A 19,745-nucleotide genomic window follows, 5' to 3' on the forward strand; every position below is an offset into this window, starting at 1 on the left:
TTTGTCTCGCTGACAACATAGAATACTATACCAACATCTAAAACCATCGTCAAGTATAAATTGTATAAAATTCAGTAATTTCTTAAATATTCAAACAATTTAGCTCTTTTGTTGTTTTATCTGACACTCGGGACAGATACCATGCACTTCCATTCGATGACCGGTCACCATAAACCCAGTTAAATTCTGAGCAATCACTTCGACATCATCTAACTCAGGATAAAAAATATCAACTACTTTTCCACAGTTTTCACAAATAGCATGATAATGCTTAGTCTGTGCAAAATCAAAATGACTAGAAGCATCACCATATGCCATCTCTTCAATAATCCCCAACGATGTAAAAAGTCGTAAATTATTATAAATCGTAGCAACACTCATATTCGGAAATCGCCCTGATAATGCTCTGTATACATCGTCCGCAGTTGGGTGCATATGGGTGCCAATCATGAATTCTAGTACTGCTTGTCGCTGTGGTGTGATTCGCACATCATGTTCTTTTAACTTGCGTAACGTTTGTTGTACAATCTGGCTCATTTGGCCACCCACCTTTGCTAATGATAATCATTATCACATATCTTTATTGCTGTAATCGTACCTTTTTTTTCGAAAACTAACAAGTATCTTCACTTAAAAAAGGACGATACTCAAAATGAGTAACGTCCTTTTTTAGGCTTATTTTAACTCAGGAGCATCCGTTTCATAAAGGTCCATCGTTGATTTGCCATTATTTTTCTGAATGAGACTTGTCTTATTAGGACTATCCTTCAGTTTTTGCTTGGCATCTTTTACCTTATAACTAATCATTGTCTTGTCGGTTCTTTCAAAACCTTTTGGCGTATAAAAACGCAACAAGTCACCCGTAATTACCTTGTCCGACAATGACAGCTCTTCAGTCACATGTTTACCGATAGCCGCTAATTGTTTTTTCTGAACATCCGTTAAATGTGTCAGGATTTTTCCATTAGTTGTATCGTAATAAGTACTACCAACTTTTGTATATTCCGGTGTCACAAAGTCCCCATTTCTAAAGGCGACTGTCTGATTACGATTAGGCGCGAGTAAGTCAGAGCCAAATTGAATGGTATCTTCGTTTTTAACTCCTAAGAGATTTAACAAAGTTGGTAGGACATCGATTTCACCACCATAAGTATGATTGACGCCACCTTTTAGTCCTGGCATGTGGACCATGAATGGTACTTTTTGAAATTGTGCATTATCAAAATCAGTAAACTTATCTCGATTCAATAATTTAGCCACAGCCTTCTTATGGTTTCCGGAAATTCCGTAGTGATCTCCGTATAACACCAACATGCTGTTTTTATCCAGGCCTGTCTTTTGTAACCAAATCAAAAATTCACCAAGTGCTTGATCTAAATACTTAGCCGTTTGCACATAACCATCAACAGTGTCATCACCGGTATCGGTTTTAGCAATCGATTGATTCTGTTTGTCTAATAAATATGGATAATGGTTCGTAACAGTAATCAATTTAGCATAGAACGGTTGTGGTAATTGTTCAATATATTGGGCTGAGTCTTGCATGAAAATTTTATCTTTCAAACCGTAACCCACGTTATAGCCCTTACCTTCTTTAAAGTATTGTGAACTAAAGAAGTAATTATAGCCCCATGACTTATAGGTGTTATCCCGATTCCAAAAACTTGGCACATCCCCATGGAACGAAGCGGTGGTGTAACCGTGTTGATTTAAAATAGATGGCGCCGCCTGGAATGTATTAGTTGTTCCTTGAGTAACCATTGCTGCGCCTTCAGGTAATCCAAACAAAGAATTTTCGAGCATTAATTCCGCATCAGCGGTTTTCCCTTGTCCCACTTGATTGAAAAAATTATCGAAACTCAGCGTATTTTGATTATGATAAAGCTTATTGATGTTAGGCGTTACTTCTTGACCATCCCATTTATAGTCAATTAAAAACTGCTGAAAGCTCTCTAAATGGATCACAAAAACATTTTTACCTTTTGCAACACCACTATATTCTACGTTTGGTGCAACACGATTAGCCTTCATATACTTTAAAACACTGCTCATACTGCTACTATCGGCATTAGCCTTGATTGCATTATTTTTGGTAGTCTTGACCCCGTCATAAACAGTGTACGCGTTCATCCCAAGATACTTAACAATGTAATTATTATCAAACGTCCGCGTCAATAAACCGGAACGGTCTGCTTCAGCGATTCCTAGATTCGCACCAAATAGGACCACAGATAATCCTGTAATTGCAAACGCGTTGCGCTTCATAAAAATCCGGTAATCAATTCGGATAAGCTTAGTTGCCAATAGGATAATCAAAATCAAGACATCCGCGAATACTAAGAAATCCGAATATTCAATAATCCCGGCAATACTCTTACCTAAGTTATTCGAGACCGCACCGGACCCTTTCATTAAGTTGAATGTCAAAAAATCTGAAAATTCACGGTAATACAAAATATTAGCGAATAACCATGTTGAAGTAATCAAATCAATAATTAGCAACGTAATATAAGACTTGCGCCCATTCATAAACAAGGCAATTCCAAACAATAGTAAAGTTGTTGGGATTGGGTTAATTGTCATTAAAAAGGCTTGCATGCCGCCTTTAACCCCTAAACTAAATTTTGTTTGATATGCATAAATCGTTTTAAGCCAGAACAAAGCAATCGCCAACAGAAAGAATCCCCACCGCGTGCTTAATCCTGATTGAATTTTATGACCAATTTGTTTCATCGATACAGTAGCCTCCGTTAAAGGTCGTTGGCCTTTGATAAGCCGTTGACAATCTGAAAGTTAGTTTACACATCCACCAGACGAAAAGCAATATGTAATCAGCTTGCATGTCAAATATTAAACCATTTTTAATAATCTATGTCACTACCTAGCAATGTCTCTAGCCCACTTAGGTAGTAAAAAAACCATTAAGTAATCCAATACTCAATGGTTAATTAACTAATCTGTTAATAAGTCATATAACTCCATTGCAACTAAATCAATATTATCAAATTGGAATTGTTGATGGGTGTTGCTATCTTCAAGTTCAAATGCTTGGGCTTGAGGATCATAGCTAACAGTTGCTTTTAAATCGCCGTCCTTTTCAAAACGTCTTTCTTGAACCTCAGCGCTTTGGTCTTCTTGCATTGCTACCAGACGTTTGATAATCGCAACTAACTGTGATGATTGCATGGCGAAGCCTCCTTTAATAACTCATTAACAGTTTATCAGAAAAAGCACTCGTCTGCACCGTTTATCTGAATTATTTTGTAGAAGACCACCATAATTTGATTAAAGCTTGGGTCCCATCATCGCCTAATTGACGATCATTCACAAGTTGCGCATAGAGTTTTTTGGCTTGATGCGTTGCTGGCAAATGAAGTCCCATCTTTTCTGATTCGTTTAAAGCAATCTTTAAATCTTTCAAAAAATGTTTAGCGAAAAAGCCTGGGGTGTAATCTTGCGCTAAAACGCGGGGGCCGTAATTTGCTAAACTCCAGTTCTGGGCACTACCACCATTGACCGTTTTTAAAACAGCTTCTAAATCTAATCCAGCAGCTTTAGCATACACAAACATCTCCGTCATACCGGTCATTGTACCGGCAATCATAATCTGGTTCGCCATCTTCGTATGCTGGCCCGTCCCGGCGACGCCGAAATGATGCACAGTCTTACCCATTGCTTCAAAAACAGGTAACACTGTTTCATAGGCAGCTTGGTCGCCACCGACCATAATCGTCAACGTCCCATTTTGGGCACCGATATCGCCACCAGAAACAGGCGCATCCAATGCATGGAGGCCTTTATCAGCCGCTGTTTGGGCAATTCTCTGTGCCAATGTCGGCGTACTGGTAGTCATATCCACCAAAATCTGACCAGGTTGTGCAGCGCTGAAAATCCCGTCTTCGCCATAATAAATTGCTTCGACGTCTTGGGGATAACCGACAATTGATAGCACAAGTTGACTTTGTGCGACAACTGCTGCTGGTGAATCAGCCCATGTTGCACCAAGTGCCACGACTGCATCCGCTTTTTGTTTTGTCCGGTTATACACGACGACTGGATAGTCAGCCTTCAATAAATTCTTGACCATACTACTACCCATCACGCCTGTTCCAATGAAGCCAATTGTTGGTTGCATCAAAAACGCCTCCTACTTTTTATCAGTTACTCGTGGTTTAACTGCCAACGCACCAATCCCCATGAACATCCCGAGATAATATGTGAACAATCGCCAGAGCAACATGCCTAACACTAGTTTACTTGAACTCGGTATAAAAGTCGCAAATAGTGTCTTAAAACTATACTCTGCCCCACCAGAACCACCTGGAACTGGGAAAAGTGAGACAATCATGACGATCATGATATGCAAGACGATCACTTCTAAATAATTAACATGCGCAATGCCAAGTGCCAATAAAACAAAGTAGGGCACACTATAATAAAAAAAGAGTTGTCCAAGGGTTAAAAAACAGCCCTTGATTAGTTTCTTTTTCTCACGTTTAAGATGTAGACTCTCCGCATAAAAGGTATCGATTTTAGCCATTAATATCGTCCGCCATTCCGTCACCCGTTTTTGAGAAACGAACCATCCGGCGGGCATTAACAACCAATCCACTAGCTGTTTCGTAAAACGGTTATAGTACATGATCAGCAACAACACGGCTAACACGACTACATGTACAATTAACCCGAAGGTAATTAAAATCGATAACGTGTCAAAGTGCTTAGAAACTTGTGAAAAGCCAATGCTCATACTCAATAAAAAATTAACCAGTACCATGAATTGGTAAACAATAAACTTCATCAGCAATACAGAGCTGGCTTGCCCCGCTTCGACCCGCGATTGCATTAAAGCCACCAGTTGTGCCGGTTGCCCCCCTGAAGAAAACGGTGTAATCGCATTGAATAGCTGGGCAATTAACGGAATCCGCAACGCATTGAATAGCGAAAAGTGTTCTGTTCGTCCTTTTAGGAAAATACGCAACACAAGTGCTTCAAAAAGCCACGAAACCAGCATACACAATAAAGCCACCAACAACCATCCTAGCTTAAGGTGACTAATATTAATAACCAGCTGTTTTAAAACTATCGTCCGACTTTCATAAGCAAAAATACCACACCCAATTAACAGCATGACTATAAAAACAATCTTATTCGTTCTACTCATAAATGATCCTTTTTTGTTATTAGCAACGCTATGAAAAAACTGTTGATTAAATAATCAACAGTTTCACACCACCGCGACTTATTTTTTCGGGTCTAAATCTTCTAACGATACTAAATCATCCTGATCTAACATTAACTCGTCATATAATAGCTGCGATTGCTTATAAAAACGAATCATCTGTTCAGCAAAATAATCGGCTGAAATCGCATGTAATTTTCGCTGACGCGGAGCAGGATCATCAAAAGCCCCCGGATGATTCAAATAATTTAATACTTGATGAATCATTTCATCTTCAATTGTAAAAGTGGTCCCAATCGAAGGATCAGTCAACAATTCATTGGCATATGGGCTGGCCATTACAACAATTTTGAGTTCGGCCGCCATTGCTTCAATATAGGTCAGCCCTTGCGATTCGGAATCACTAGCTGAGACAAATAAATTGGCCATATGATAATAGTTAGTAACTTCATCGTTATCCACCATACCTGTGAAAATCACGTGATCTTGCATCGCTAATTTAGCAACTTGCGCCTGCAAATCTTCGCGTGCGGGACCTTCACCGACAATTACTAACATTAAATCTGGCGCTTGTACGACTAGTTTTGGTAACGCATCAATTAAAATATCAATCCGCTTTTCGTAAGCAACCCGGCTGAGTGATAATAAAACCGGTTGTTCAGCTCGCAAGCCGAGCTCTGAACGAACATCACGCGTTACTGCCCGTTCATAGCGACTAATATCAACACCAGTCGGAATAATCCGAATCGGGGCCTTCACTTGGTAACCATTTAACGTTTGTGATACCCGCTGTGAAGGGGCCACAATCCCCGATACATGGTATAAAAAGGCCTTGCTCATTTGTTTGACATGGTAAGGACGCAATAATTTTCCGTTTAAAACATAGTGCAAATAGTCCTCATACATCGTATGATACGTATGTACGCATGGTATCTTTAAATTCTTAGCGACAAATTTCCCAATATATCCCATCGAAAATTCAGTCTGCGTATGCACAATATCTAAATTAAGTTCCTTAGCTACTTGATAAGCATGGAATAAACCACGCACAGCAATTCGCCGATCCGTAAACGAGACAAACGGAACGCTCGTAAACCGGAAGATATTCGGTTCCACGGCATCTTTATCCACGTGAGGGTCGGTTGTTGTAAATATGTAAACCGAATGTCCCTGCTTTTCCAGGGCTTCTTTTAGTGTTTTAATGGAGGTTGCCACACCACTAACTTGTGGAAAGTAGGTGTCCGTAAATATCCCAATATTCAATTGGTTTCCTCCTCCTTATCTTGGACATTTGATTTCATTATAATAATTACATTACTTAGATGCAATCTAGTATAATTAATTATAGTCTATTCATACTAGCACAAAAACCGTCTTTAGACCTAAAAATATCTAAATACTGCAAAAAGGTCCTCATCAATATCCGCGAGAACCCAGCTAATCTTTAAACTTAACGCTACTAGCAAATCATTATATAGACCCATAAAAATTTCATCTGCCCACCTCATTTCATAATCAGCACGAACGACTTGCCATTTATAGTCATTGTCTACTATGATAGAAGTTAGTATAGACTTCATCGATTAAGAACCACCATGCTTTTATTTAAGAATGATTAAAGGAGCAAGCCATGTACACGTATCTCATTAAAAAACCAGAAAAGCTTGAACTTACCTATGATGAACATATTCTGAGTCTCCACTACCCTAGTTTATTTCAGCAAAAGCAAACCAACGATCGGGAAATTCCGTATAGTAAATTAAAATCAGTCCGCTTTTTTGAAGCAACTTATCGACACGGTCATCTTCAGATTCTATACCAAAAACCAAACCACGCCCTCGAAAAAATCGTCATCAGCTTTACACCCGCTGACAATCTGTCAGTGCGAAAATTGTATACAATTTTGGCTGACTACCTAGAAAAACCAACTATAAAAGAAGATCTCAGCTTCGTTAAAACTGGTGAGTTAATCATGGCCTATCTCAAAATGCGTGATGATGGCCTAATGACCAATGAAGAATTTGAAGCAAAAAAGAAAAGAATTCTCAATTTAGAATAACGAAGTAAGTCCCTCGATTCCGATAAAATAAAGGCCTCCAAGTCGGTTAGATTTTGTCTAACTTTCTTGGAGGCCTTCATTCTGGCCACTATCAGAAGTTAACTTTAGGCACGTCTTTTCTTTATTTTTTAATAAACCCAATTGCCATACCAATCATTAGAATGACTAAGACAATTACGGTAATCCACACATAAAGGTAATCGCCCTCTTTAGCAAAGGCGTAGATTGAAACAACCACGCGCAAAACTGGTGTTAATATTAGGCAAAACAAGCCTAACATAATCACCGCCCCTGCTTTTAGCATGGTAATCCCGTTAAATATTTGTGTTAAAGTGGTGGGAAATTGATATTCTGCATAACCAGTCCCCCCATGAATGACTGCTAATAGCATCCCAATAATTAAAATGGTTGCTGAAACCATGACACCGATGCGTAAAATTTTCCCGATAATAAGCTCAATTTGCGCCATTTCTGTTTTTTTATCTGCCATTAAATATGCACCCCGAATCCTTTAAGCACCATTTGTAACCCTGTGTATAGTAAAATTGGAATAAAAATCATCCGAATCAAGCGTGGTTGTAAGTATTGCATAATGCGTGACCCCACAGTGGCGCCAAGTAAAATACCGACAGCCAACGGTGCAGCAACACTTGGAATAATCGCACCACTAAAGAAGTAAACAGTAGCTGAAGCTGCCGCCGTTACCCCCATCATTAAATTACTTGTGGCACTTGATGGCTTGAGCGGCATTTTCATAATCGTATCCATGGCAGTCACTTTGAAAACGCCACTCCCAATTCCTAACAAACCAGATGCAATCCCGGCACCAAACATCATTGCGAATCCCCCAGGAACTTGTTCAACAGCATAATCAACCTGTTCATGGTTTGCTTTGTCATAGTATGTGCCATTTAAATTTAATTGTTTAGCCCATCTATCAGCACCCGCACCAGTATGCTGCTCAGCAACTTTACCGCGTAATTTTTGAACCATATTATATGTTGAAAATAACAAAAATGCACCAAACAAAACAAACAAGAATCCCGTTGGCACAATTCCAGTCAATAAAGCTCCAATAATTGCACCAACGGTTGTCGCAATTTCGAGAAACATAGCGACTCGTAAGTTAAGCATATCATCTTTCAAATAAGCAATCGTTGCCCCGGAGCTTGTAGCAATTACGGCAATGATACTTGCCCCAATTGCGTATTTAATGTCTAGGCCAATCGCTAAAGTTAAGACGGGGGTTACAATAATCCCCCCACCAATTCCTAAGATTGCACCTAACACACCAGCTAAAACACCGACGACTAATAATAAAATAATTTGCTGCATTGCTTTTCTCCTCTTAATCCGTTTTGATAACTGTGATCCCAGGCGGATTCAGCTTGCAAGTACTTACCTCATCAATTTGAAGCAAAAAGTGTAGCTCTAAACAATCATCAGCTCTAGCCCTGAGCCATATTATGTCAAACAACTGGCACTATTTTTCAATCCAGCCCCCATCAATCGGAACCACCGTACCATGAATGTAATCGGCCACATCACTGGCCAAATAGACACTTAAATTGGCGACTTCAGCTGGTTCAGCCCAACGACCAGCCGGTGTTTGTTTAGCTACTTCTTGAGCCATTATCCCAGCACCAGCAAAATCAGCGGCATTCATTGGGGTCGCAATCGCACCAGGAGCGATACAATTCGCACGAATCCCCTGGCTTGCATAATCATAATCTAATTGCTTTGTATAACCAATAATTGCATGTTTTGATGCAGTATAAGCCGCACCGCCACCACCAGCAACTAATCCGGCAATTGATGCCATATTAACGAATGTCCCGTGTTTTTGAGCGACCATTGCTGGTAATACGGCATTGGTCACCAAATATTGACTTTTTAAGTTGGTCGTCATGACACGATCCCAATCAGCACTACTTGTTTCAAGCGATGGTGTATAGCCATCTAAAATCCCAGCAGTATTGCAAACCACATCAATCGGGCCATGTTGCGCTAACCAAAGTGTTAACGTCGCCGTTAATTGCTGTTCATCACAAATATCAACTTGCACAGTTGTACAGCGACTATTAGGCGGTGATTCAATGACCTGTTGATCGAGAGCTAATACCTCTGCCCCCGTTGTTAAAAAGGCATGCAACTGCGCCTGACCAATCCCAGAAGCGGCACCAGTAATTAAAACGGTTTTAGTTGCTAAATCTTCAAAAAAGCTCATTAGTCAACCAATTGCCAATCATCAGCAAGTACATCACATGATGTTGGTTGAAATATCGAATAAGATGGCGTTTCAGTTGTTTTAATTAATAAATACGGGCTGATTGGTTGACCTTCGTACAGACCATCGACGACTTGAAAAATAAATAATTCTGGTCCATCCCAACCCGTACGGACAACCTTTTTGCCTACTTTAATCGCGTTAATTGCTTTATCAAATCCCATTAACATTACCTCATTTAGTTTAATTTTTAAATTTGTTGCTCAATAAGTATCACATAGTATTCTACCACGCATATTGGCCCGGTATCAATTAAAACCACTAATCGTCGGATTCAACAAAAGGCACGCCGACTAATTCGGCGTGCCTTTTCTACTTATTTTGATTAATGCTTAAAAACGCGCTTGATAACGTCCCATACACCAAGTGATTGAACAAGTCGTTCTGCTGGCACATATTCCCGAATTGCACGAAGGACTTTTTTTGGTTCTTTGGATGCGAACGTATAGGTTCCATTCTTTTTTGTTTGAATTGCATACCGTGGAATCCATTTACCCTTAAACATCACGGACGCAATCACATAATCAACTTCTCCCCACGCAATTTGAATAAATTGGCGTGCATCACGATCATTAAAAAATTCAAATCCTTTATCACCAATCATGATTTGTCCATAATCAGAAAGCGCCGTAAACGACGTTGCTTTAATCACTAAATCCACTTTTGTGTTAATCGATTGAACCATAGTATCGACTCCATTTCCAAAAACTTACTTTTATTATACGCGTCAATTAACTATGTGCCTATCCCTATTCAACAAAAAAAAACGGGACAAAACAATGTTTTGTCCCGAACTTTAATAATTACATTAAGTGTAATAGATGGAAGACAATTCCGACTACGAATAAGCCAAGAATAATAACGATTGGTGATACTTTTTTCTTAAGCAACCACATACAGAATAATGTTAATCCTAATGCCGCTAACCCAGGAATCAAGCTATCCAAATTATCTTGCAACGTTGTGACTTTATTACTTGTTAATGATAAACCTTGTGCTTGTTGCTGTAAGGCAGATTGAATCCCCTTAGCACCACCTGGTAATTTAGCCCAGTCAATGTATGCACCTTTATCCAACTTAACGGATGAGACAATCGGCGTAAACTTAACAGATACCCAACGGTTAACTAACGATCCTAAGATAAACATCCCAAGAATCGAAGCCCCTTTGGTGATATCTTGTAAAATTCCACCAGATAAATCTTCTGTGATTTTTGAACCGGCACGATAACCGAATTCTTGTGTATACCACATAAATGACATCCGAATAGCATTCCATGCAACAAAGTAAATGATTGGTCCCAAAATATTACCGCTCATCGCAAGTGAAGCAGCTAAAGCGCCAATGATTGGCTTAACTGTAAACCAGAATACGGGATCGCCGATACCAGCTAAAGGTCCCATCATCCCCACTTTAACCCCTTGAATGGTAACGTCATCAATCGGTGCCCCATTAGCACGTTCTTCTTCAAGTGCTAAAGTAACCCCAATGATTGGTGAAGCAACATAGGGATGCGTATTAAAGAATTCCATGTGACGTACTAACGCCGCTGAACGATCTTCTTTAGTTTTGTATAATTTTTTAAGTGCTGGAATTAATGAGTAAGCCCAGCCACCATTTTGCATACGTTCATAGTTCCAAGAACCTTGAAGGAAAGTTGAACGCAACCAAACGGAGATACGATCTTTTTTTGTTAATTTTAGTTGTTCTGCCATTTTTTTCAGCCTCCTTCTTAGTAGTTGTCGATAATATCGCCGAGTGGATCACCAGTATTTGACCCGCCGCCATTACCTGAGCCGCCTTGTTTTGAAAGGGCTAAGTATAATAAGGCAAGTGAGATACCAATTGCACCAAGGCCGATAAGTGTTAATTGTGAGATGGTTGCCAGTACAAAACCAATTGCAAAGAATGGCCATACTTCTTTAGTGGCCATCATGTTGATGACCATTGCATAACCAACCGCAACAACCATACCACCACCGATTGCTAAACCATCTGTTAACCATACTGGCATTGCAGTCAACATTTCTTTAACTGGAGCAGCACCAATTGCTAGGATCAGACCGGCAGGAATTGCAATCCGTAAACCTTGCATAATAATTGCAATATATTGCCACATTTCAATCTTACGGAAATTACCTTCTTTAGCAGCAGCATCCATGATGTGGACGATCCCAGTTGCTAATGTCCGGACAATGATTGTTAATAATAAACCGGCAACCGCTAATGGTACAGCAATTGCAATTGCTGAGGTCACACCGGCTTTACCTTGGCCACCAAGCACTAAAATAATTGCAGATGCGACTGATGCTAAAGCAGCATCAGGTGCGACAGCAGCACCAACGTTTGCCCAACCTAAGGCGATCATTTGTAACGTTCCACCTAAGATAAGACAAGGTAATAATTGCCCAGTTACAAGACCGATCAATGTACAAGCAATAACTGGCTGATGGAAATGGAATTGATCTAAGATACCTTCCATACCAGCCAGAAATGCGATAAAAATGACCAAAATCACTTGAATGAAATTCAAATCCATGATTATTAATCCTCCAATTTCTTCTGATGTTATTTGTTATTTTGTTTGTCTAGTTCTGCTTGAGCTTTTTTAAGGATACTATCCATGTTACCGCTTGAGTCACTTGGCACTTTACGAACATCGAACTTGATGCCCTTAGCTTTTAGTTTTTCAAAGGTATCAATATCATCTTGGTCAAAAGCCAAAACAGTATTTGGTTGCACTTTACCCGTTGAGTGCGCCATTGAACCAACGTTAATTGTTTCTAATGGAACGCCACCTTCAACTGCTCTAAGTGCATCTTGTGGTGATTCAAATAATAACAAAGCACGTTCCTTACCAAAGTGTTGGTCATCTTTTGCCAATTTAATCATTTGATCAACTGGTACGACGTGTGCTTTGATGCCACCAGGAGCAGCTTGTTTAATTAAGTTTGTCCGTAATTCATCTTTAGCAACGTTATCTGAAACAACAATAATCCGTGTTGGGTTAGTTGTCTTCGACCATGTCGTTGCAACTTGACCATGTAATAAACGTGAATCAATTCGTGCCAAGACATATTTGAACTTACCAGGTGTACCTGAGTTTGAAGTCGTTTGTGCGGCTTCTGCCTTAGGTGCTTCTTCTGGTTGTAGTTCTTCAGGTTTAACCCGTACCCCTGCTTTAGCTTCATCAATGATATGTGCTGCGATTTCATGAGCAGATGTCATAGATAAACGAGATGCATAAGCTTCAATCAACATTGGTAAGTTTAATCCTGTAACGATTGCCCAGTTATCTTTGTGTGCTTCAAACAAGCCATTTGCTTGATTAAACGGTGAACCTCCCCAAAGATCAATTAAGAATAGAACATCATCATCCGCATCGAAAGTTGCAACAGCAGCCTCTAAATGCGCTTTCAAATCATCTGGTCCTTCGTTTGGCATGAAAGTAACAGCTTGTACTTTTTCTTGTTCGCCAAAAATCATCGAACCAGATTGCATGATTCCTTTAGCAAACTCGCCGTGACTTGCAATAACGATTCCAACCATTCACAAAAACCTCCTTAATAAAAATAGTCGTCATACTCACCAATAAAACGCTAACAATTAATATAAAAAATAATGGCTTGAACATTATCGATAGAGTTGACAGCGCCACGTTTTTTTTAAAACGCTTTACTTAGTCAATTCTACCACAAAATTCGATTCTGTCTAATTATTTTTAGCCTAGCTAATAATTTATCAAACTTAATTGTTAGTTACTACTTTTCCATCACGGTCAACGCATAATTCAATTTACTTTTTAAATTGTTAACAATTTTATCAGCTCATCAATTTCGTAGGTTGGTCGTAAATTTTTATGTTCGTTTTTTTGATGTAAAGGGTTATACCACGCCGTTGCGACACCAATATTTTGCCCACCTTGGACATCTGATGTGAGCGAATCACCGATAATCAGTGCTTTTGTATATGGCACATTTCCTAATTGCTGAAAAACTGTTTCAAAATAATGGCGATCTGGTTTTTGCCACCCTAATTCTTCTGAAATAAAAATTGCATCGAAATAGCGCATTAAATCTGCATCTTCTAATCGTCGGTACTGTGTACTTGCTACTCCGTTAGTTGTCACATATAATTTGACATGCTCTGCTTTTAATTTTTGCAAGAGCACCGTAGCTTGTGGCATTAGGTCATGGCCTAGTGCCAGATTATTCAAATATTGTTGCGATAGTAACTTCCCATCGACCGCCATATTAAAGTTTTTTTTGAAAAAATTTCAAAACGTGTATCTAATAGTATTTCCCGGGTTAATATTCCGGTCTCATGCTGCCGCCATAAATCTTGATTAAACGTTTGATATTTTGTCTTTATCATCGATGTTAGCGGTACCCCTTGCTCAGCAAATAATTGAGCTAGCGCTTGGTCCTCATCAGCATCAAAGTCAAATAGTGTATTGTCCATATCAAAAAATAAATACCGATATTCCATTGTAAGTCCTCGTTTCAATTAATCTAAATAATTTAATTTCCCTCTAAAATCTGTTAGGGTAGTATACCCTTTTTGATACATGATTGTCTTGAGTTCGGCTGTCAACCGTGCAAAAATTTGAGGGCCTTCTGCGTGCAATGCTGTTCCAACTTGGACCATACTCGCCCCACATAAAATGTGTTCAAAAGCATCTTGCCCTGATTTGATACCACCAGTACCAATAATTTGAATTGACGGCTTCAACCGTTGATAAAATGCATGTACATTGGCCAGCGCTGTTGGTTTAAGATAATCACCACCGATACCGCCAAAGCCATGCTTAGGTTTAATTGTTACCCGTTCACTGAGTGAATCGATGATCAAACCATTCCCAATGCTATTGACACTATTGACGAATGCTAACGGAAATTGATTAAGGATGGTCGCCATCTGATCAAAATGAACAATATCAAAATATGGTGGTAGCTTAATCCCTAATGGTCCACGATAGACCTCGAAAACCCGCGTTAGAATTTTTTCAACTGTTTCAAAATCATAACCAATTTGTGGCTTGCCCGGCACATTTGGGCACGACAGATTAAGCTCCACTACACCGGTAAAATCAGAAGCTTGAATCTGCGCTAACAAATACTCATCTTCCGCTAAATTAAAGCCGGCGATTGATTGGAAATATGTTTTATGCGGAACCGCCTTTTGTTGTTGACTGATATAATCCATATAATATTGCAAACCCTTGTTCGGCAATCCCATCGAGTTAATACTCCCCAGGTGAGTCGCTCGATAGCGAGGCACTTGATTACCAGTCCTTGGTGTCACAGTTGCCGTTTTGGTCACAAAAGTTCCTGCCATTGAATTTTGTATTTGATTTAATTCAGAAGCATCATAGCAATAAACCCCGGCTGCATTCATCAAACAATTATCAAAATGAATCCCTGCCAGTGTCGTTTTAGTTGAAATCAAGTCACACACCCCACTTCTTTTTATTATCATACGTCATTTAATGAAATAAAGCCATCATTAACGATAACAATTCTTAAATTATTATTTAATCACGAACGTTTATTATGAATAACAGATTGAACAACAGACTGTAATTCGTGGCAGACTATTAAGTTACTAATTTTAGCAGACCTCACAAGAAATCTACTCAAAAAAAAAAACAGTCCTGAAACATATGTTTCAGGACTGTTTTAAATTAAAATAATTTTTTACAAGCTTGTCAGTAATTTAACGATTTGCACAATATTGTAGCCTTCAAGCTTATTATATTGGCATCTTTGCTTTTAAATATATTGAATAATTTGCATTAAGATCGGCACAACTACCACGAACAAAACAGTACTTGTTGTCACAACATTTGTCGCATATTCGACATCCCCATGTGATTGGCCAACTAGAATTGGTAAAACGGCCAAGCCTGGTGTTGCTGCTTGAATAATTAATGTGTTTTGTTCGATACTTGGAATTGACGTTGTGTTTTTGAAAAACAACATAATGACAATCATGATAGCTGGTGCCACAACAAAGCGCCCTAGTAGTGCCAATACAGTATCGCGGTCGAAATGGATTGATTTCAAACCAGCATCAGCTAGGATAATCCCAATGTAAATCAATGACATTGGGGTGACAATCCCCCCAACCATTGAAAATGTTTTATCAACAAGGTCTGGCAATGGTAACCCCGTTAATAAGTAAATTAAAGCTGCTAAAAAGCCAAGTAATGGTGCTGGTAATAATTTACGCCAGTTAAATTTATCTTTAGTAGCACCCTTTTCTTTAGTCGGATCATCATTTGAGATGAAGAAGACCCCGATTGCCCATGTTGAAACTGTATTAGCAACATAGTAGATCAAGAAATAGGGTAAGCTTTTATCACCGAATAATGCCAAGTTCAATGGTAAACCGATGAAAATTGTATTGGCATTCACGAACATATTAATAAATGTTCCCCGACGGCCAGGACGAATCCGGAAGACTTTCGTCAATAACCAAGCCACTACATAACCTAGAACAAAACTAATTAGGACATAGATTAATCCGCCAGATAACCCAACTAACTTTTCGCGGGTTAAATTATCTAAAACTGAAACAAAGATTGATAATGGTAAAGCGATATTCATAATCAAAAATGAAATCGTCCCTTTAAAATTATCATCAAACTTTTTAGAACTCCGTAGCCAAAACCCCAATGCGATGACTAAAACAATTTCGACAACGCTTGATAATGATGTTAGAAATGCTGCCATTTTTTTACCCTCCTACTAACTCATATTTAGAATTATAATGCTTTATATTCTGGTTCCCATTTCATATCTGCCACCACTTTCTGCACATCACTAATTGTTTCTCGGTTCAAGCCTTGATCAACAGCACTTTGTGCAACTGCAGTAGCAACAGTTTGTGAGAAAATATCTAATTTGGTGACTGGTGGCAATACAGCGGCACCAGCTTCTGTTGGATCAACAATTCCGCCTAATGAATGCGCCGCTTTACTGATCATTTCATCATTTAAAACTTTCGCTGTAGAAGCAATTGTCCCTAAGCCAAGCCCAGGATATACTAAAGCGTTGTTTGCCTGACCGATTTCATATGTTACACCATTATATTCAACTGGCGCCGCAGGAATCCCCGTCGCAACTAAAGCCTTACCATCTGTCCATTTAATCAAGTTTTCAGCCGTAGCTTCAGCTAGCTTGGTTGGATTTGATAATGGGAAGATGATTGGACGTTCTGTATGGGCAGCCATTTCCTTTACAATTGATTCTGTAAAAGCTCCTGGCTGTGTAGATGTCCCGACTAAAATGGTTGGATGAATCGCTTTAACTGCTGCTTCTAAAGTCGTTAGTTCATCAGCATTCTCAAATTCACTTCGTTTACGGGCGAAAGGTTTTTGTTCAGGTGTCAAGTCGGCATCATCATCGAACAACAGCCCTTGTTTATCAACCATATAGAATCGACTCCGAGCTTGCTCTTCGGTCAAACCAGCTTGCAGCATTTCTTCAAAGATTCGTTGAGTAATCCCAGCACCCGCAGTTCCGGCACCAAAACTCATGTAAACTTGATCCGTCATCTTACCACCAGAAATGTTTAAGGCACCCATGATTCCAGCTAATGTGATAATTCCGGTACCTTGGATATCATCATTGAAAGTTACAATTTTATCTTTATACTTGTTCAAGATATTAGCGGCATTACTACGGCCAAAATCTTCAAAGTGGAGGTACATGTTAGGGAACAATTCTTCAGCTGTTTGAACGAATTGGTCAACGAAATCATAATAACGATCACCGCGGATACGTTCATGACGATTACCTAAGTATAATTCATCATTCAATAGACTTTCGCGATTGGTCCCAACATCTAAGACAACTGGCAATACTTGGCTAGGATCAATTCCTGCGGCAGCCGTATACACCATTAATTTACCAACTGAGATATCCACACCTTGGGTCCCCCAATCGCCAATCCCTAAGATTCCTTCACCATCAGTAACAACGATTAACTTAATTTCACGACCATCGGCTGCATTGGTTAAGGTCGTCTTCATTGAATCAGGGTCATCAATTGATAAGAAGGCGGCATATTGTGAGTTAACATATAATGCACTGTAGTTTTCGATTGTATCAGCAATCGTTGGATCGTAAACAACTGGCATAAATTCTGCAACATGCTGGCTGAATAATTTGTAGAATAGTACGCGATTTTCATTAAAAATCGACATTAAGAAAATCCGTTGTTCCAACATGTTAGCTTTTGATTGATATTGAGCATAAGCTTGTTTTGCTTGATCCTCAATTGTCTGAACGTGCGGTGGTAACATCCCTGTCAAACCAAATTGAGTACGTTCTTCTGCCGTGAATGCTGTACCTTTATTTAAAAATGGATTATTTAAAATTTGTTGTGCCTTCATATTAATAATCTCCTTTACTTTCTGTATTATGTAAGTCACTATACACGCCTCAATATTTGATAGTCAAAATTTAGGTTTATGATAAAATAGATTTATATGAATTGTAAAAACAGCGTTAATTAGGAGTTTCTATGAAAATTAAAGATTTGGCTTATTTTGCGGCCCTTATAAAAGTTAAAAACTTTACCACCGTTGCCGAACAATTTAAGGTCAGTCAACCGACAATCTCTTACGCGGTCAAACGCCTTGAAGCAGAATTTGGAACTAAATTAATTTATCGCGACCAATCACATCAATCATTGGTTATTACTCAAAGTGGTGAACAACTTTATCAACATGCTACACAGATCTTAGCTGAAATTGAGCTTACCAGAGCTGATATGCTCAACCTCAACGCGACTGATCTCCGCTTTGGATTACCACCAATTATCGGCACTTACTACTTCTCTAAACTAGCACAAAAGCTTGCATCCAATGGTACGATTCAGCATTTCAAAACGGTCAATGGTGGCTCCAAAGAATTACTTGCGTCATTAGAAGCCGGTGAACTGGATGTCGCTCTTCTTGGCTCTGCAACACCACTACAGACCGACACCGTTACGGCTAAGATCATCGAGCGTCACCATTTCAAGATTGTAGTCGCTCCTGAAAACCCGTTAGCTCAAAAAACAGCAGTGGCCTTCCACGATTTAGCTAAGGCGAAATTCATCATGCTCGCTGAAGGGTTCGTGCATCCGGTCGTCTTCAAGAACTTGTCGGACATCAATCAGATCAAACCTGAAATAATTTATCGAACTAATGACGTCAGTGTCTTAAAAAGTATGGTTCATGAAAACGTCGGCATCGGTTTTCTAACTGAAACAAGTATTACCCTTGCTGATGACCTAGTAGTACTTGATTTATTAGATGAACCCCAACCAATCTTTTATATTTCCTTAGCTTACCGTCGTACGCATCTCTTTTCGCAGGCACAACAGATACTTCTCGAAAATCTAGAACAGGCTGCTCATGACTATCGTCTTGAACATAAAAAATAAGAAAAGGATATCGAATTAATTCGATATCCTTTTCTTATTTTTATGATAGTTAGTTATTTTATTTCAGTTATCCAACAAAATAAAAAAACCTTATTTCTAAGGCTTTCTCATTCTGTATAATATTCCATTATACCGGTGATCGGGGTCGAACCGATACTTCCGTGAGGAAACGGGATTTTGAATCCCGCGCGTCTGCCAATTCCGCCACACCGGCATTTTAAACAATTAAGGTTAGCGCCTAAACGCAAAGGCGGTAACCGGATTTGAACCGGTGATAAAGGTTTTGCAGACCTCTGCCTTACCACTTGGCTATACCGCCATAAAAGAACAAATCCTGTCCCTTAAAAAGTAAATTGGGCTAGCTGGATTCGAACCAGCGCATGACAGGATCAAAACCTGTTGCCTTACCGCTTGGCCATAGCCCAAGAATAAAGGCGGTATGTGGGAATCGAACCCACGTGTGTCGGATCCACAAACCGATGTGTTAACCACTTCACCAATACCGCCATCATTAATATGAATAATTATACTATTTCCACACATAAAATGCAAATAATAATATAAACAGGGATAGTAGGAATTGAACCCACACTGACGGTTTTGGAGACCGTAGTTCTACCTTTAAACTATATCCCTAAAAATGGAGGAGAGTGGATTCGAACCACCGAACCCGAAGGAGCGGATTTACAGTCCGCCGCGTTTAGCCACTTCGCTACTCCTCCAAAAATGGCGCAGGACAGAATCGAACTGCCGACACATGGAGCTTCAATCCATTGCTCTAC

General features: G+C 39.4%; 21 protein-coding genes and 6 tRNA genes. 2 read left to right on the top strand and 25 right to left on the bottom strand.

The window, feature by feature from the left end:
* Positions 1–99: 99 nt before the first annotated feature.
* The 6 genes from FC90_RS06830 to FC90_RS06855 all read right to left on the bottom strand — a co-directional run bounded on the left by FC90_RS06830 (position 100) and on the right by FC90_RS06855 (position 6,445).
* Positions 100–537, bottom strand: a complete 438-nt coding sequence (locus tag FC90_RS06830; RefSeq protein ID WP_057908525.1) for a Fur family transcriptional regulator — start codon at positions 535–537, stop codon at positions 100–102.
* 138 nt (positions 538–675) lie between these two features.
* Entirely contained in the window at positions 676–2,733 is a 2,058-nt protein-coding gene (locus tag FC90_RS06835) for an LTA synthase family protein (RefSeq protein WP_057908526.1), read from the bottom strand.
* Between the two features lie 219 nt (positions 2,734–2,952).
* Entirely contained in the window at positions 2,953–3,186 is a 234-nt protein-coding gene (locus tag FC90_RS06840) for a YkuJ family protein (RefSeq protein ID WP_057908527.1), read from the bottom strand.
* Positions 3,187–3,256: 70 nt separating this feature from the next.
* Positions 3,257–4,135: an NAD(P)-dependent oxidoreductase gene (locus FC90_RS06845; protein WP_057908528.1), complete on the bottom strand. Its 879-nt coding sequence runs from the start codon at positions 4,133–4,135 to the stop codon at positions 3,257–3,259.
* Positions 4,136–4,147: 12 nt separating this feature from the next.
* A complete protein-coding gene (locus FC90_RS06850) occupies positions 4,148–5,164 on the bottom strand; it encodes a lysylphosphatidylglycerol synthase transmembrane domain-containing protein (protein WP_057908529.1) in 1,017 nt (338 codons plus the stop codon).
* 78 nt (positions 5,165–5,242) lie between these two features.
* Positions 5,243–6,445: a glycosyltransferase family 4 protein gene (locus FC90_RS06855; RefSeq protein WP_057908530.1), complete on the bottom strand. Its 1,203-nt coding sequence runs from the start codon at positions 6,443–6,445 to the stop codon at positions 5,243–5,245.
* A 367-nt stretch (positions 6,446–6,812) separates the two neighbouring features.
* Here FC90_RS06855 and FC90_RS06865 point away from each other — a divergent pair, with 367 nt between their 5' ends.
* Complete coding sequence (locus FC90_RS06865) at positions 6,813–7,241, top strand: hypothetical protein (RefSeq protein ID WP_057908532.1); 429 nt, start codon at positions 6,813–6,815, stop codon at positions 7,239–7,241.
* A 121-nt stretch (positions 7,242–7,362) separates the two neighbouring features.
* Here the strand turns inward: FC90_RS06865 and FC90_RS06870 are convergent, their stop codons facing one another.
* From FC90_RS06870 to FC90_RS06925, 13 genes are all read right to left on the bottom strand, one after another.
* The gene (locus tag FC90_RS06870) at positions 7,363–7,731 is read right to left on the bottom strand and encodes a DUF1634 domain-containing protein (protein ID WP_057908533.1); all 369 of its coding nucleotides are present in this window, start codon (positions 7,729–7,731) and stop codon (positions 7,363–7,365) included.
* A complete protein-coding gene (locus FC90_RS06875) occupies positions 7,731–8,576 on the bottom strand; it encodes a sulfite exporter TauE/SafE family protein (protein WP_057908534.1) in 846 nt (281 codons plus the stop codon). The genes FC90_RS06870 and FC90_RS06875 overlap by 1 nt, the downstream gene beginning before the upstream one ends.
* A gap of 148 nt (positions 8,577–8,724) precedes the next feature.
* Positions 8,725–9,468 carry a 3-oxoacyl-ACP reductase gene (locus FC90_RS06880; protein WP_057908535.1) on the bottom strand — a complete coding sequence of 248 codons (744 nt, stop codon included), beginning with the start codon at positions 9,466–9,468 and terminating at the stop codon, positions 8,725–8,727.
* The gene (locus tag FC90_RS06885) at positions 9,468–9,692 is read right to left on the bottom strand and encodes a DUF2829 domain-containing protein (RefSeq protein WP_057908536.1); all 225 of its coding nucleotides are present in this window, start codon (positions 9,690–9,692) and stop codon (positions 9,468–9,470) included. Before FC90_RS06885 ends, FC90_RS06880 begins: the two co-directional genes overlap by 1 nt.
* A gap of 161 nt (positions 9,693–9,853) precedes the next feature.
* Complete coding sequence (locus tag FC90_RS06890) at positions 9,854–10,213, bottom strand: DUF956 family protein (RefSeq protein ID WP_057908537.1); 360 nt, start codon at positions 10,211–10,213, stop codon at positions 9,854–9,856.
* A 118-nt stretch (positions 10,214–10,331) separates the two neighbouring features.
* On the bottom strand, positions 10,332–11,243 hold the full coding sequence (locus tag FC90_RS06895) for a PTS system mannose/fructose/sorbose family transporter subunit IID (protein ID WP_057908538.1): 912 nt from the start codon (positions 11,241–11,243) through the stop codon (positions 10,332–10,334).
* A gap of 17 nt (positions 11,244–11,260) precedes the next feature.
* Positions 11,261–12,067 (bottom strand): PTS mannose/fructose/sorbose transporter subunit IIC, encoded by an 807-nt coding sequence (locus tag FC90_RS06900; RefSeq protein WP_057908539.1) that lies wholly within the window; start codon positions 12,065–12,067, stop codon positions 11,261–11,263.
* A 29-nt stretch (positions 12,068–12,096) separates the two neighbouring features.
* Positions 12,097–13,077, bottom strand: coding sequence for a mannose/fructose/sorbose PTS transporter subunit IIA (locus FC90_RS06905; RefSeq protein ID WP_057908540.1), 981 nt, complete (start codon positions 13,075–13,077; stop codon positions 12,097–12,099).
* A 253-nt stretch (positions 13,078–13,330) separates the two neighbouring features.
* A complete protein-coding gene (locus FC90_RS09505) occupies positions 13,331–13,714 on the bottom strand; it encodes an HAD-IA family hydrolase (protein WP_235804323.1) in 384 nt (127 codons plus the stop codon).
* Positions 13,715–13,740: 26 nt separating this feature from the next.
* Positions 13,741–14,016, bottom strand: coding sequence for a YjjG family noncanonical pyrimidine nucleotidase (locus FC90_RS09510; RefSeq protein WP_226789462.1), 276 nt, complete (start codon positions 14,014–14,016; stop codon positions 13,741–13,743).
* An 18-nt stretch (positions 14,017–14,034) separates the two neighbouring features.
* On the bottom strand, positions 14,035–14,976 hold the full coding sequence (locus FC90_RS06915) for a dihydroorotate oxidase (RefSeq protein ID WP_057908541.1): 942 nt from the start codon (positions 14,974–14,976) through the stop codon (positions 14,035–14,037).
* A gap of 323 nt (positions 14,977–15,299) precedes the next feature.
* Positions 15,300–16,262 (bottom strand): AEC family transporter, encoded by a 963-nt coding sequence (locus FC90_RS06920; protein ID WP_057908542.1) that lies wholly within the window; start codon positions 16,260–16,262, stop codon positions 15,300–15,302.
* A gap of 32 nt (positions 16,263–16,294) precedes the next feature.
* Complete coding sequence (locus FC90_RS06925; protein WP_057908543.1) at positions 16,295–17,926, bottom strand: malolactic enzyme; 1,632 nt, start codon at positions 17,924–17,926, stop codon at positions 16,295–16,297.
* A 131-nt stretch (positions 17,927–18,057) separates the two neighbouring features.
* On the opposite strand from FC90_RS06925, the gene FC90_RS06930 reads away from it, so the two are divergent.
* Positions 18,058–18,963 carry a LysR family transcriptional regulator gene (locus FC90_RS06930; protein ID WP_057908544.1) on the top strand — a complete coding sequence of 302 codons (906 nt, stop codon included), beginning with the start codon at positions 18,058–18,060 and terminating at the stop codon, positions 18,961–18,963.
* Between the two features lie 130 nt (positions 18,964–19,093).
* Here FC90_RS06930 and FC90_RS06935 read toward each other — a convergent pair.
* The 6 genes from FC90_RS06935 to FC90_RS06960 all read right to left on the bottom strand — a co-directional run bounded on the left by FC90_RS06935 (position 19,094) and on the right by FC90_RS06960 (position 19,685).
* Positions 19,094–19,177 (bottom strand) — tRNA-Leu (locus tag FC90_RS06935).
* 34 nt (positions 19,178–19,211) lie between these two features.
* Positions 19,212–19,282 (bottom strand) — tRNA-Cys (locus FC90_RS06940).
* A 34-nt stretch (positions 19,283–19,316) separates the two neighbouring features.
* A tRNA-Gln gene (locus tag FC90_RS06945) sits at positions 19,317–19,388 on the bottom strand.
* Positions 19,389–19,396: 8 nt separating this feature from the next.
* Positions 19,397–19,469, bottom strand: a tRNA-His gene (locus FC90_RS06950).
* Between the two features lie 59 nt (positions 19,470–19,528).
* Positions 19,529–19,599 (bottom strand) — tRNA-Trp (locus FC90_RS06955).
* Positions 19,600–19,604: 5 nt separating this feature from the next.
* Positions 19,605–19,685: transfer RNA gene (locus tag FC90_RS06960), tRNA-Tyr, on the bottom strand.
* Positions 19,686–19,745 lie beyond the last annotated feature (60 nt).

Source organism: Latilactobacillus graminis DSM 20719 (assembly GCF_001436415.1).
In the GTDB taxonomy this organism is placed as follows: Bacteria; Bacillota; Bacilli; order Lactobacillales; family Lactobacillaceae; genus Latilactobacillus; species Latilactobacillus graminis.

Excerpts from the sequence above, each read along its gene's own strand:
- FC90_RS06830 (WP_057908525.1), bottom strand. The coding sequence starts at position 537 with ATGAGCCAGATTGTACAACAAACGTTACGCAAGTTAAAAGAACATGAT.
- FC90_RS06835 (WP_057908526.1), bottom strand. The coding sequence starts at position 2,733 with ATGAAACAAATTGGTCATAAAATTCAATCAGGATTAAGCACGCGGTGG.
- FC90_RS06840 (WP_057908527.1), bottom strand. The coding sequence starts at position 3,186 with ATGCAATCATCACAGTTAGTTGCGATTATCAAACGTCTGGTAGCAATG.
- FC90_RS06845 (WP_057908528.1), bottom strand. The coding sequence starts at position 4,135 with ATGCAACCAACAATTGGCTTCATTGGAACAGGCGTGATGGGTAGTAGT.
- FC90_RS06850 (WP_057908529.1), bottom strand. The coding sequence starts at position 5,164 with ATGAGTAGAACGAATAAGATTGTTTTTATAGTCATGCTGTTAATTGGG.
- FC90_RS06865 (WP_057908532.1), top strand. The coding sequence starts at position 6,813 with ATGTACACGTATCTCATTAAAAAACCAGAAAAGCTTGAACTTACCTAT.
- FC90_RS06870 (WP_057908533.1), bottom strand. The coding sequence starts at position 7,731 with ATGGCAGATAAAAAAACAGAAATGGCGCAAATTGAGCTTATTATCGGG.
- FC90_RS06875 (WP_057908534.1), bottom strand. The coding sequence starts at position 8,576 with ATGCAGCAAATTATTTTATTATTAGTCGTCGGTGTTTTAGCTGGTGTG.
- FC90_RS06880 (WP_057908535.1), bottom strand. The coding sequence starts at position 9,468 with ATGAGCTTTTTTGAAGATTTAGCAACTAAAACCGTTTTAATTACTGGT.
- FC90_RS06885 (WP_057908536.1), bottom strand. The coding sequence starts at position 9,692 with ATGGGATTTGATAAAGCAATTAACGCGATTAAAGTAGGCAAAAAGGTT.
- FC90_RS06890 (WP_057908537.1), bottom strand. The coding sequence starts at position 10,213 with ATGGTTCAATCGATTAACACAAAAGTGGATTTAGTGATTAAAGCAACG.
- FC90_RS06895 (WP_057908538.1), bottom strand. The coding sequence starts at position 11,243 with ATGGCAGAACAACTAAAATTAACAAAAAAAGATCGTATCTCCGTTTGG.
- FC90_RS06900 (WP_057908539.1), bottom strand. The coding sequence starts at position 12,067 with ATGGATTTGAATTTCATTCAAGTGATTTTGGTCATTTTTATCGCATTT.
- FC90_RS06905 (WP_057908540.1), bottom strand. The coding sequence starts at position 13,077 with ATGGTTGGAATCGTTATTGCAAGTCACGGCGAGTTTGCTAAAGGAATC.
- FC90_RS09505 (WP_235804323.1), bottom strand. The coding sequence starts at position 13,714 with ATGCCACAAGCTACGGTGCTCTTGCAAAAATTAAAAGCAGAGCATGTC.
- FC90_RS09510 (WP_226789462.1), bottom strand. The coding sequence starts at position 14,016 with ATGGAATATCGGTATTTATTTTTTGATATGGACAATACACTATTTGAC.
- FC90_RS06920 (WP_057908542.1), bottom strand. The coding sequence starts at position 16,262 with ATGGCAGCATTTCTAACATCATTATCAAGCGTTGTCGAAATTGTTTTA.
- FC90_RS06925 (WP_057908543.1), bottom strand. The coding sequence starts at position 17,926 with ATGAAGGCACAACAAATTTTAAATAATCCATTTTTAAATAAAGGTACA.
- FC90_RS06930 (WP_057908544.1), top strand. The coding sequence starts at position 18,058 with ATGAAAATTAAAGATTTGGCTTATTTTGCGGCCCTTATAAAAGTTAAA.